Here is an 11,972-nt window from a genome sequence, read left to right on the forward strand (position 1 = left end):
CCGAGGTGATGCGCGCCGGCGCACGACAAGGGGCCCCGGTCCGAAGACCGGGGCCCCTCTCACACGGATGTGTGGGTTTTAGCCCATGTATGCCGTGTAGGTGTTGTCCTCAGCAAACTCGTAGATGCCGATCGACGCCTCGGTCGGGTCGCCGACCTCGTCGAACGTGATCGGACCCGAGATGCCGTCGTAGTCGGCAACTCCGCCACCGAGGATGATGTCGGCGCACTCCGCGTACGAGGTGCAGGTTTCACCCTCGCCCGCACCACCCGAAACCTCGATGAGCTTCTCGGCCATGGCCGCGCTGTCGGTCGAACCGGCGGCGAGGCTGGCGAGGGCCAGGAGGATGGTTGCGTCGTAGGACTCGGCAGCGTAGCTGTAGTCCTCGAGCGGTGCGTCGCCTTCAGCTTCGAGGAACGCGTCGAGCTCGCTCGTGAAGTCCGCGATCGAGTCGATCGACAGGCCCGGGAGCGTGCCCTTGGCGCCCGTGAGGGAACCGGCCGGGAAGGCGTCTTCGAAGTTCTTCAGGTTGCCGTCGACGAAGTACAGCTTGTCGGACGGGATCTGACCGAACAGGCTCGGCAGCATGGTCGAGACCTCGTCGAACGTGATCAGGGCGATCGCGTCGGGGTCGGCCGCGAGGACCTCGCTGATCTGAGCGTCGAAGGTCGCGTCACCCGTGTTGTACGTCGGGGCTGCGACGACTTCGCCACCGGCGGCCTCGAAGGCCTCGGTCACGTAGCCGGCGAGGCCGGTGCCGTACGAGTCGTTCAGCACGATCATGCCGAGCGTCTGGTTGCCGTCCTCGGCGATCAGGTTGCCGAGAACCTCACCCTGCAGAACGTCGGAGGGAGCGGTACGGAAGTACAGTCCGTCGTCCTCGTATGTGGTGAAGGCGTCCGAGGTGTTGGCGGGCGAGAACTGAATCACGCCGGCGCCGACGACCTGGTCGATGAACTGCAGCGACGTGCCCGACGATGCGGCACCGATGATGGCCGAAACGTCCTCGCCCAGCAGGCGGGGGATTTCGGTCTCGTATGCCTTGTTGTCGGTGTCACCCGAGTCGCCGTAGACGACGTCGAGGGTCAGACCGGTGTCGGCCGAGATCTCATTGATCTGCGACGCGGCGTACGCGACGCCGGCCTCTTCGGGCGGGCCGAGGAAGGCGAGGTTTCCGGTCTGCGGCAGCGCCGTGCCGATCTTGAGGGCGAGGTCATCGCCGGCGGGTGCGGCGGACGACTCGGTGTCTCCACCACTGCCGGCACAACCTGCGAGAACCAGCGCGCTGACACCGACCACGGCGAAACCGCCGAGGACCTTGCCCGTACGCGAACGGGAGAAGAAGTTCATATTGCTCCTAGCTGTGGACGAACTCCGGGCCGGACTGAAGCCGACCCTATTGGCTTCACACTATGCGGCGCGGCGTCTCCGCGATGTTGCGGTGCGTTAACGATGTGAAACAGTACGGTCACAGCGTGATAACGCTCCCATGCCCCGAACGGCGGGGATGTCGTCGCGGCGAATGTCACGCCAACGAAGGTCACGTCAGAGAAGAGACATCCGAAACGCCGCGACCGCGACGCGAGAACAGCACGGAGTCAACGGAGAGGATGACCAGCGCCACCCAGACAAGTCCGAAGCCGATCCACCGCTCGAGCGGCATAGGTTCGCCGAGAACCCACGCCCCGATGATGAACTGCAGAACCGGCGCGATGAACTGCAGGAGGCCGATCGCGGTGAGCGGCACCCTCCTGGCCCCAGCCGCGAACAGCAACAACGGGACCGCGGTGATGATGCCGGCGAGCGAGAGCAGCACGGTGTGCACCGGACTGACCGTGCCCAGCGTGATGCCCGTCGTCACACCGACGACGATGAGCTGCACGATCGCCACCGGCAGCAGCCAGAAAGACTCGAGCGTGAGGCCCCCCACGGCATCCACCGCCGGACCGACCTGCTTCTTGATCAGCCCGTAGATCCCGAACGAGAAGGCCAGGGTCAGCGATATCCAGGGAAACTCCCCGTACCCGATGACGATGACGAGCACGGCGATGAGGCTGATGCCGATCGCGATCCACTGCGTCAGCCGCAGACGTTCGCGCAGGACGAGGGCACCCAGCAGCACCGTCACGATCGGGTTGATGAAGTATCCGAGACTCGTCTCGATCACGTGCCCGGCGAGGGTGGCGAGGATGTACACCTGCCAGTTGACGTAGATGACGACGCCCGCGATGGCCGTCAGCAGCAGGAGCCGCGGCTGTCGCACGATCCGGCCGAACGCGGGCCACGCGCGCGTGACCGTCAAGAGCAGGACGCAGAAGACGAAGGCCAGCAGGATGCGCCAGGCCACGATCTCCCAGGGCCCGGTCGGCACGAGCAACAGGAAGTACAGGGGAAGAAAACCCCAGATCAGGTACGCGCCCATCGCCGACGCGACGCCGATGCTGCGTTCGCGTACTTCTGCGGCCGCTGTTGCCGCGGCGGCGGTGCTTGCTGCGGTGCTTGCTGCAGTGGGTCCGACCGACCCGCGCGGAGTCTCGGTCGGATCCTGTGTCACCTCAACAGCCTACGGGCGGCGGGGACGACCGCGGGGCCATTCGCGCGCCACGCCCGGCTGGTGCGCCGCGGCGGAACGACGAAGGACCGGATGCCGAGGCATCCGGTCCTTCGTGTGTGTCAGTCGCTCAGCGAACGACGACCGCGAGCACGTCGCGGGCCGAGAGCACGAGCAGGTCGTCGGCGCCGAACTTGACCTCGGTGCCGCCGTACTTGCTGTAGATCACGCGGTCGCCGACGGCGACGTCGAGCGGGATGCGGTTGCCGTTGTCGTCAATCCGACCCGGGCCCACCGCGACGACCTCGCCCTCCTGGGGCTTCTCCTTCGCGGTGTCGGGGATGACCAGGCCAGAAGCCGTCGTCTGCTCCGCCTCGACCTGGCGGATGACGATGCGGTCCTCGAGCGGCTTGATGGAAACCTGAGTGGAAACCGTCACGGTCTACCTCTTTCTTGATCCAAGACTGATTAGCAACCTCGATGCGAGAGTGCTAATGCCAGTGTAGGCAACCGCTGGCACTCACGCAACGCGAGTGCCAGCGAGCGGGGTCGAATCGGATGGCGAGGGCCCGCGCCTAGGCTGGACAGGTGGAGATGGCCGAGCTCAGGGCGCTGCTGACGCCCGACGGGCTGCGGCTACTCGACTCGATGCCGCCGGTCACGACGTCCGCGGACGTCGCTCGCGAGGTCACGCGGCTGCGCGCTGCCGGGCACTCCCCCGACCTGGTGTCGGCCGTTGTCGGCCAGGCTCGCCTACGAACGCGTGCGGAGTCGAAGTTCGGGCCCCTCGCGGCCCGCATGCTCTTCACCCGCGCCGGGCTCGAACAATCGACGCGACTGCCCGTCGCCGCCCTGCACGCCGGGCGATTCCGCGACGCGGGCCTCGGCAGCGTCGCCGACCTCGGCAGCGGCATCGGCGGCGACGCGCTGGGATTCGCCGGCATCGGCATGGACGTCCTCGCGGTGGATGCCGACGAGGTCACGGCCGCGATCGCGGCATGCAACCTCGCGCCCTTCGGTTCGTCGGCCGAGGTACGCCGTGCCCAGGCCGAGGACGTGGATGTCTCGGGTTCCGCGGGGGTATGGCTCGACCCCGCACGGCGTACGGCCGGCCACACCGAGACATCCCGCCTCTCGCGCCCCGAGGATTACTCGCCCTCGCTCGACTGGGCATTCACGTTGGCGACGCAGAAGCCGACGGGCATCAAGCTCGGGCCCGGCTTCGACCGCGACCGTCTGCCATCGTTCGCCGAAGCGCAGTGGATCACCGCGGATGGCTCGACGCTCGAACTCGTTCTCTGGTCGGGCGAGCTCGCGCGGCCCGGCATCACCCGCGCCGCCGTCGTCATGACCGACGGGCAGTCGCACGAACTGACCGCACCCGCCGACAGCGAGGACGAGCCGGTGCATCCGCTCGGCACGTTCATTCACGAGCCGGCCGGGTCGGTCATCCGCGCGCGCCTCGTCGGCGACGTCGCTCGCGCTCTGGAGGCGGGGCCGATCGCGCCCGGCATCGCTTACCTGACCGGCGACGCGGCAGTGACGAGCCCGTTCGTGTCGACCTTCCGCGTGCGCGAGCAGTTGCCCGCCGACGTCAAGAAGCTGGGGCGGGCGCTGCGCGAGCGCGGCATCGGTCGGCTCGAGATCAAGAAGCGCGGGGTGGACGTCGACCCCGCCGTTCTGCGCACCAAGCTCGGGCTCAAGGGCGACGCTTCTGCGACTCTGCTGTTGACGCGGGTCGGATCGACGCGCATCGCCGTGCTCGCCGACCGCATCTAGGGGCGCGCGTCGTTTCGACTCGCCTGCGGCTCGCTCAACGACCGTGTGTCAGAACAGGGGCCCGCTGTTCAGGGCGACGGCGATCCAGAGCGCGCTGTAGAGGATCGACAGGATGCCGAGGCCCAGGGCCCACGCCGCGGCCTGGCGTCGGGCGCCCGGGCGACGCAGGGCCGCTATCGCCGTGATGATCGCGATGATGCCGACGGGGAACCCCCAGCCGACGACGAACGAGACGATGAGGCCGATGATCGCGACGGCGAGGGCCCATCCGGCGAGCGACGGCGGTCGGCGCGGGGCGGGCGGGGCCCAGGCGAGCTCCTGCTCGGGCTCCGCGCCCAGGTCTGTCCCGTGCTCGGGCTCCGCGCCGGGTGCGGGGTCCGCAGCTGGCACGGCTACGACGACCGGCACCGCGACCGGAGCTGTCGGCGGCAGCGGCGGCGGCACCGGCCGGGCAGCCTGCATGGAACGTCGGGTGGGCGCGGGGGCCACGGCATCCGTCGACTCGTCGTTCATGCGCGCACCTCCTCTTCCGAAACGGCCTCGGGCAACGCCTCGCCCGCGGCGACCTGAATCTGCGTGACGGGCAGAGTCGAGTCGGCACCGAACTCGAGTGTCGAGGGCGTGCGGCCGGACGCGATCAGCTCGGCGGCGAGCGCGGCGATCATCGCACCGTTGTCGGTGCAGAGCGAGAGCGGGGGAATTCGGACGGCAACGCCTGCCTGTTCGCCGCGGGCCAGCGCGACCTCGCGCAGGCGGCGATTGGCGATCACGCCTCCTCCGAGCAGCAGGCGGGGCACGCCGTACTGTGCGCAGGCGTCGAGGGCCTTCGTGACGAGCACGTCGATGACGGCCTCACGGAACGAGGCGGCAACATCGGCGATCGGCACCTCCTCGCCCGCGGCCTCGCGCTGCTCGGTCCAGCGGGCGACGGCGGTCTTGAGACCCGAGAACGAGAAGTCGTACCGGTGTTTCTCGCGGTCAGAGGCGCGCGAGAGTCCGCGGGGGAAGGCGATAGCGCGAGGATCCCCGGATGCCGCTGCCCGATCGATTTCCGGTCCGCCCGGGTAAGGCAGACCGAGCAGGCGGGCCACCTTGTCGAATGCCTCACCCGCGGCGTCGTCGATCGTCTCGCCGAGCAGTTCGACCTCGCTCGTGAGGTCGCGCACGAGCAGCAGCGAGGTGTGCCCGCCCGAGACGAGCAAAGCAACGGTCGGGTACTCGAGGGGCGGCGCGTCCGGGTCGAGGAGGTCCGCCGCGATGTGGCCGACGAGATGGTTGACGGCATAGAGCGGCTTGTCGAGGGCGATCGCGAGCGCCTTCGCAGCACCGACGCCGACCATGAGCGCACCCGCGAGTCCCGGGCCACTTGTGACGGCGACGGCGTCGAGGTCGTCGAGCCGGATGCCCGCCTCCGCGACGGCGGCCTGAATCGCGGGGCCGAGCGCCTCGAGATGCGCCCGCGCGGCGACCTCCGGCACGACCCCGCCGAATCGGGCATGCTCGTCCATGCTGCTCGCGATGGTGTTACTGAGGAGCGTCCGGCCGCGGACGATGCCGATGCCGGTCTCGTCGCAGCTGGTCTCGATGCCGAGCACGAGGGGTTCGCGGTTCGTGGCGGTCATGTGCACGCTCCTGCCTCAGAAACGGCAGTGGGCACGCGATCGAGCGTCGGAGATTCGGCCGGCGTCGGAGCATCCGGGTTCTCTGACGCCGATTCCGACCGAATCTCCGACGCAGAACCGACGACATCCATGCCGGAATGCTCCGCGAGCCACCCGCGCAGGTCCAGGCGCATCACGATCGCATCGACTCCGTCGGGTTGGTAGTAGTTCGGGCGCCGCGCGATCTCGACGAACCCCTCGGACACATACAGTGCCTGCGGGATCGGCTTGTCTGCTCGCACCTCGAGGAACACCTCGCGCGCCCCGCGCTCCCCCGCCTCGGTCAGCAGTGAGCGCAGCAGCCCGCGCCCCCGCCCTCGACCCCGCGCGTCTTCGACGAGCGCGATGGTTTGGATGTCGGCATCCGTCCCGCCCTGCACAGCCCGGATACCGCCGTAGCCGATCAGGCGTCCGGCTTCTTCGAGCACGAGGTAGCGGCCGTGGCGCGAGGCGAGTTCTTCGCGCATCATCGCCTCCGACCACGCGTCGGTCGGGAACGAGGCACGCTCCAGCGCCATGATCGCGTCGAGGTCGTCGGCGTTCGCCGTCCGCAGCGTCATACGCCCACCCGCTTGGGTGCGTGGCCGAGGGTCACGTCGGGCGAGCGCAGGTAGAGCGGCTCGGCGGATGAGTCGTCCCCGGCGTGCCTGTCTGCGGCGATTCCGGCAGCGAGCATCCGTCCCGCAAGACGCCCGAGGGCGCCCGCCGAGATGGACGTGACATCGACGCGCTGGACGGGATTCGCGAGCAGACCGAGCGAGAGGAGCCGTGCGTCGAGGTCGTCCCGCGGTGCGAGCGCGGGTTCGGTGGTTCGGACCGGGAGTCCCTCGGCCAGGCCCGCGTACACCGTGTAGGCGAACTCGCGGCGGCGTGCGTCGGTGACGATCGCGATCGGTCCGGATGCATCCGCCTCGAATTCGGCGAGCGCCGCGGCGTCGTGACTCGCGACGGCGATGACCGGAACGGCGCGCGCGAGGGCGAACGTGCGTGCGGCGGCGATGCCGATGCGCAGGCCGGTGAAGGGGCCCGGCCCCATGCCCGCGGCCACGTGCGTGATGTCGCGCGGGGTGACGGATGCCTCGGCCAAGGCGCCCTCGATCAGGGTGCCGATGATCTCGGCGTGTCCGAGCGCGTTGGGACTCGACGCTTCGCCGCGTGTGACCCCGTCGAGGTCGACGACCGCGACGGCAGAGCCGAGGGAGGTGTCGATGGCGAGGATCACGCCCTCCAGGGTAGTCGCGGGCGCGGGCGCTCAGCGCTTCGAGCGCATCGCCCGGGTGACCGTGACACCGCCTTCCCCGGCCGCCATGCGCGCATACTCCTCGGACTCGACCGGCACGAGCGCGATTCGTCCCTCCGCGTCCGCGTGCACGCCCCATCCGTATCGTTTGCCGAGGTCGCTCGAGCGCATGCACGGCTGACCCTTCGCGAAGAACTCGGCGCGCGCCGACTCGCGCTCTGCGGGCGGGATGTCGCGACGATCGGCCCACACGGCGAAGATGACGTCGTCCGAGGTGAACCGGTACGGATTTTCGGCGATCATCCGGTAGGTCAGCTCGGCGACACTCGGGCTGGCACGAGTCGGCGGTTCGGTCGCTGCTGTCGCCGCCGTGTCTTCGGCGACCGCGATGAAGGTGTCGAAGTAGTTCGTCGTGTGCATGGGTCGATCTTGGACGCCACCTCCGACATCCGTCCAGCCCCGCGCGACCACGTCGGAAGGCTCAGATCGGCGACCTCGACGCGGATTCCCATACCCTCGGCTTCAGCCCTCCGGAGAACCGGGGCACGTTAGCTGCCGTGGGGCACGGCAAAACCTGCCCCACAGCACCTACCGTGCCCCGCTTCGGGGCGGCCGGGCGCACACAGGAGGGCGCACAGCACGCCGAACCTACGGAGGGCGCGAGATCGTCACGATGCGCGGGGCGTCATCGTCGAGGGCCTCGGTCGAACGGGACAGATCGCCGCACATGGTGTCGGCACCCCGCCCTCCCACGGGCCGCTCGATCTCGAGCTCCCACCAGACCTCTCGCAACCCCTCGGCCATGCCGCGCCCCCACTCGACCACGACGACCGAGCCGTCCGCGTCGATATCGAGGTCGTCGAGCTCGAGCGCCGAGCCGAGGCGATAGGCATCCGCATGCACGAGGGGCGGGCCGTCTACGAGCGACGGATGCGTCCGCGCGATCACGAACGTCGGGCTCTGGATCGGCCCCCGCACACCGAGTCCCTCCGCGATTCCGCGGGTCAGGGTCGTCTTGCCCGCGCCGAGCGGTCCGGTGAGCACGAGCAGATCCCCGGCGACGAGCCCCGCGCCGAGCCGTCGTCCGAGTTGCTCCATATCGTCCGTGCTCTCGATGTCGTGGCGGCCGAGCAGGTCATCCGCGACGGTCACGACCGTACTCCGCTCACGACGAGCACGCTCACGACGACACCTGCCGCCGCGGCACCCGTGGCCCGATCCGCGTCACGATCTCGTAGTTGATGGTGCCCGAGGCATCCGCCCACTCATCCGCCGCGGGCACGCCGAGCGTCGGGTCACCGAACAGCACGACCTCGTCCCCCACCGCGACGGGGGTGTCGCCGGCGTCGACGACGAACTGGTCCATCGCGATGCGTCCCGCAACACGCAGGCGGGTGCCGCCGATCGTCACGGGACCGCGACCGGATGCGGCACGCGGCACACCGTCCGCATAGCCGAGCGGCACGAGCGCGAGGGTGGTGGGCCCGTCCGTGCGGTAGTCGTACCCGTACGAGACGCCCTGCCCCGCGGGTACCCGGCGGACGGCCGCGACCGCTCCGCGGAGCGTCATGGCGGGACGCAGGCCGAGCTCGGCCGACGACCGCCCGGCGAAGGGCGACAGACCGTACAGCCCGATGCCGACGCGTACGCAGTTCAGGCGCGCCTCGGGCAGGTCGATTGCCGCGTGCGTTGCGGCGATGTGTCGAAGCGGCGGGTTGAGTCCGAGGCTCGCGGCGGCGACGACCCCGCCCTCGAACGTCGCGAGCGCGGCCAGGTCGTCTTCGCGGCTCGCGTTCGAGAGGTGGCTGAACAGCCCGACGACCCGCAGCTTGCCGATGCGCTCGAGGCGCGCGGCCTCGGCGAACACGACGTTCCAGTCGCCCGGTGCGATGCCGTTGCGCGACAGCCCCGTCTCGAGCTTCAGGTGTACGGCGACGGGACGGTCGACGGATGCCGCAGCCGCCGCCTGCAGAAGCTGTTCGAAGCTCGAGATGCCGAGCTCGACACCCACCGACACGGCCTCCGCGAACGAGGCGCCGGGCGCGTGTAGCCAGGCGATGATCGGGGCCATGACTCCGGCGCGACGCAGAGCGAGCGCCTCCGAGACGTCGGCGACGCCCAAACGCGTGGCACCGCCCTCGAGGGCCGCAACAGCCGCGCGCGCAGCACCGTGCCCGTACCCATCCGCCTTGACGACGGCGATGACCTCGACGCCGGTCAGCCGGCGCAGGTGGCGCGTGTTCGCGGTGATCGCTCCGACGTCGATGAGGGCCTCGCGCATGACGCCGGCCGGCAGCTGGGTCATGGGGTCTCCTCGAGAGGCGATGCGGGCTGTGCCGCGGCGACGGCGGATGCCGGGACATCCGACTCCGCGACGACGTACGCCGTCGCGAGCCCGGCGTCGTGCGACATCGAGAGGTGGATCGCGGTGATGCCCCGCGCGGCGACGACGTCGGCGGTCGAGCCGACGAGGGTGAACCAGGGACGTCCGGATGCCTCGGGGGTGACCTCGATCTCGGTCCAGTGCACCCCGTCCGAACCGCCGAGGGCCTTGATCAGCGCCTCTTTCGCGGCGTAGCGCGCGGCGAGGGAGCGGGGCCGGAGCATCCGTTCCGCGGGTGAGAACAGGCGCTCGAGCAGGCGGGGCGTGCGCTCGAGCGTGCTCTCGAACCGGGGAATGTCGACGATGTCCACGCCGATCCCGACGATCACGCGTGGGCTCCGATCTTCACCTCGCCACCCTATCCCCGCCCCTGGCCCGCCTGGCCCGCCTGGCTCGCCGCGCAGGCATACTCCGCTGTCGCGGATCGACGTTCCACGGCGTGCGAGAGGTCGATCTGTGACAGCGGAGCTCCGCGCGTTTACTCGACGGTGACGGACTTCGCGAGGTTGCGGGGCTGGTCGACGTCCAGCCCCTTCGCGGTCGCCAGGCCCATCGCGAAGATGTGCAGCGGCACGACCGCCAGCAGCGGCTCGAACAGCGGGGCCGCGAGCGGGATGCGCAGCACCTCGTCGGCGAAGGGCAGCACCGCGGCATCCCCTTCTTCCGCGATAGCGATGACGCGGGCGCCGCGGGCACGGATCTCTTGGATGTTCGAGACGACCTTGGCGTGCAGAAGCGCGGACTCGCGGGGCGACGGGACGATGACGAAGACGGGCTGGCCGGGCTCGATCAGCGCGATGGGCCCGTGCTTCAGCTCGCCGGCGGCGAAGCCCTCGGCGTGGATGTACGCCAGTTCTTTGAGCTTGAGGGCGCCCTCGAGGGCGATCGGGTACCCGACGTGGCGTCCGAGGAACAGCACCGAACGGGTGTCGGCCATCCAGTGCGCCAGCTGCTCGATGCGCGGCTGCTCGCGTTCGAGGATCTGCGCGATCTTCGAGGGCACGGCCTCGAGCTCGAGCACCTGCTGCGCCGCCTCGGTTGCGCCCAGGGCGCCTCGCACGCGTCCGACGTGGAGCGCGAGCAGGTAGAGCGCGGTGATCTGAGCGACGAAGGCCTTGGTGGATGCGACGGCCACCTCGGGTCCGGCGTGCGTGTAGACGATCGCGTCGGACTCGCGCGGAATGGTCGCACCCTGCGTGTTGCAGATCGACAGCGTCTTGGCGCCGCGTTCCCGCGCGTACTTGACGGCCATGAGCGTGTCCATCGTCTCGCCGGACTGGCTGATCGAGACCACGAGGGTGCTGGCGTCGATCACGGGGTCGCGGTAGCGGAACTCGTGCGCGAGCTCGACATCGACGGGGATGCGGGCCCACTGCTCAAGCGCGTACTTGCCGACGAGACCCGCATAGGCGGCCGTGCCGCACGCGATGACGACGATGCGCGAGATGCCCGCGAAAAGCTCGTCGAGCCCGTCGAGTTCGGGGATGACGACCTGGCCGTCGCGGGTCCGACCCAGCAGCGTCTTGGCGACGGCTTCGGGCTCTTCCGAGACCTCCTTCGCCATGAACGACGACCATCCGCCCTTTTCCGCGGCCGAGGCATCCCACATCACTTCGAACGGCTCGACCTCGACGGATGTCCCGAAGAAATCGGTCACGGTCACACCACCCGGCCGGATCTCGACGATCTGGTCTTGGCCGATCGCGAGTGCGTGGCGCGTGTGCTCGACGAACGCCGCGACGTCCGACCCCAGGAAGTTCTCGCCATCGCCGAGCCCGATCACGAGGGGCGAGTTGCGGCGTGCGCCAACGACGAGGTCGGGGTGATCCTCGTGCACGGCGAGCAGCGTGAATGCGCCGTCGAGGCGGCTGACGGTGTTGCGGAACGCCGTCGCGAGGTCTTCGCTCTTCCGGTACTCACGCCCGAGCAGCACGGCCGCGACCTCGGTGTCGGTCTCGCTCTGGAATTCGTAGCCCTCGGCGAGCAGTTCTGCCTTCAGCTCGGAGAAGTTCTCGATGATCCCGTTGTGGATGACTGCCAGGCGATCGTCGTCGGCGAGGTGCGGGTGAGCGTTCACATCCGTGGGCCCACCGTGGGTCGCCCAGCGGGTGTGACCGATGCCGGTCGTGCCCGCGGGGAGCGGGTTCGCGGCCAGGTTGTCCCGCAGGATGCTCAGCTTGCCCGCGCGCTTGCGCATCCCGAGCTCGCCCGAGCCGTCGATCACGGCGATGCCGGCGGAGTCGTAGCCGCGGTATTCGAGTCGCGCGAGTCCGGCGAGAAGGATGGCCTGGCTCGGCCTCGGGCCGACATATCCGACGATTCCACACATGAGGGACATCCTAAGTCGGTGCGGCTGTG

Annotated in this window: 12 protein-coding genes and 1 pseudogene; 1 reads left to right on the plus strand and 12 read right to left on the minus strand. The window is 69.5% G+C overall.

All coding sequences use genetic code 11. The annotated features are described in order from the left end of the window. Positions 1–78 precede the first annotated feature (78 nt). The 3 genes from CGU34_RS13445 to groES form a co-directional block, all read right to left on the minus strand. Positions 79–1,350, minus strand: a complete 1,272-nt coding sequence (locus tag CGU34_RS13445; protein WP_036301699.1) for an ABC transporter substrate-binding protein — start codon at positions 1,348–1,350, stop codon at positions 79–81. 190 nt (positions 1,351–1,540) lie between these two features. Next, complete coding sequence (gene rarD / locus CGU34_RS13450; protein WP_036301712.1) at positions 1,541–2,440, minus strand: EamA family transporter RarD; 900 nt, start codon at positions 2,438–2,440, stop codon at positions 1,541–1,543. Between the two features lie 241 nt (positions 2,441–2,681). Next, positions 2,682–2,990 (minus strand): co-chaperone GroES, encoded by a 309-nt coding sequence (groES, locus tag CGU34_RS13455; protein ID WP_036301697.1) that lies wholly within the window; start codon positions 2,988–2,990, stop codon positions 2,682–2,684. Between the two features lie 149 nt (positions 2,991–3,139). On the opposite strand from groES, the gene CGU34_RS13460 reads away from it, so the two are divergent. Continuing rightward, on the plus strand, positions 3,140–4,330 hold the full coding sequence (locus tag CGU34_RS13460) for a THUMP-like domain-containing protein (protein ID WP_100814375.1): 1,191 nt from the start codon (positions 3,140–3,142) through the stop codon (positions 4,328–4,330). A 48-nt stretch (positions 4,331–4,378) separates the two neighbouring features. On the opposite strand, the gene CGU34_RS13465 is transcribed toward CGU34_RS13460, so the two are convergent. The 9 genes and pseudogenes from CGU34_RS13465 to glmS form a co-directional block, all read right to left on the minus strand. Then, a complete protein-coding gene (locus CGU34_RS13465) occupies positions 4,379–4,843 on the minus strand; it encodes a hypothetical protein (protein ID WP_051514174.1) in 465 nt (154 codons plus the stop codon). After that, positions 4,840–5,952: a tRNA (adenosine(37)-N6)-threonylcarbamoyltransferase complex transferase subunit TsaD gene (tsaD, locus tag CGU34_RS13470; RefSeq protein WP_036301693.1), complete on the minus strand. Its 1,113-nt coding sequence runs from the start codon at positions 5,950–5,952 to the stop codon at positions 4,840–4,842. The genes CGU34_RS13465 and tsaD overlap by 4 nt, the downstream gene beginning before the upstream one ends. A 143-nt stretch (positions 5,953–6,095) precedes the next feature. Beyond that, positions 6,096–6,551: pseudogene (rimI, locus tag CGU34_RS13475) on the minus strand (ribosomal protein S18-alanine N-acetyltransferase); the annotation flags it as partial. Then, on the minus strand, positions 6,548–7,213 hold the full coding sequence (tsaB, locus tag CGU34_RS13480; RefSeq protein WP_100814377.1) for a tRNA (adenosine(37)-N6)-threonylcarbamoyltransferase complex dimerization subunit type 1 TsaB: 666 nt from the start codon (positions 7,211–7,213) through the stop codon (positions 6,548–6,550). The pseudogene rimI and the gene tsaB, both read right to left, overlap by 4 nt. A gap of 30 nt (positions 7,214–7,243) precedes the next feature. Continuing rightward, positions 7,244–7,651: a DUF6157 family protein gene (locus CGU34_RS13485; RefSeq protein ID WP_100814378.1), complete on the minus strand. Its 408-nt coding sequence runs from the start codon at positions 7,649–7,651 to the stop codon at positions 7,244–7,246. 228 nt (positions 7,652–7,879) lie between these two features. Beyond that, complete coding sequence (gene tsaE / locus CGU34_RS13490; protein ID WP_269800306.1) at positions 7,880–8,383, minus strand: tRNA (adenosine(37)-N6)-threonylcarbamoyltransferase complex ATPase subunit type 1 TsaE; 504 nt, start codon at positions 8,381–8,383, stop codon at positions 7,880–7,882. A 28-nt stretch (positions 8,384–8,411) separates the two neighbouring features. Continuing rightward, positions 8,412–9,536, minus strand: coding sequence for an alanine racemase (gene alr / locus CGU34_RS13495; protein WP_198517807.1), 1,125 nt, complete (start codon positions 9,534–9,536; stop codon positions 8,412–8,414). Further along, positions 9,533–9,943 (minus strand): holo-ACP synthase, encoded by a 411-nt coding sequence (locus CGU34_RS13500; protein ID WP_036298050.1) that lies wholly within the window; start codon positions 9,941–9,943, stop codon positions 9,533–9,535. The genes alr and CGU34_RS13500 overlap by 4 nt, the downstream gene beginning before the upstream one ends. Before the next feature lie 149 nt (positions 9,944–10,092). Further along, positions 10,093–11,943 (minus strand): glutamine--fructose-6-phosphate transaminase (isomerizing), encoded by a 1,851-nt coding sequence (glmS, locus tag CGU34_RS13505; RefSeq protein ID WP_036298051.1) that lies wholly within the window; start codon positions 11,941–11,943, stop codon positions 10,093–10,095. Between the last annotated feature and the right edge of the window lie 29 nt (positions 11,944–11,972).

Origin of the sequence: Microbacterium lacus (assembly GCF_002812805.1) — a bacterium.
Taxonomy (GTDB): Bacteria; Actinomycetota; Actinomycetes; order Actinomycetales; family Microbacteriaceae; genus Microbacterium; species Microbacterium lacus_A.

Coding starts and splice junctions, on each gene's coding strand:
- alr (WP_198517807.1), bottom strand. CDS start 9,536: ATGACCCAGCTGCCGGCCGGCGTCATGCGCGAGGCCCTCATCGACGTC.
- CGU34_RS13465 (WP_051514174.1), bottom strand. CDS start 4,843: ATGAACGACGAGTCGACGGATGCCGTGGCCCCCGCGCCCACCCGACGT.
- glmS (WP_036298051.1), bottom strand. CDS start 11,943: ATGTGTGGAATCGTCGGATATGTCGGCCCGAGGCCGAGCCAGGCCATC.
- CGU34_RS13485 (WP_100814378.1), bottom strand. CDS start 7,651: ATGCACACGACGAACTACTTCGACACCTTCATCGCGGTCGCCGAAGAC.
- tsaD (WP_036301693.1), bottom strand. CDS start 5,952: ATGACCGCCACGAACCGCGAACCCCTCGTGCTCGGCATCGAGACCAGC.
- CGU34_RS13445 (WP_036301699.1), bottom strand. CDS start 1,350: ATGAACTTCTTCTCCCGTTCGCGTACGGGCAAGGTCCTCGGCGGTTTC.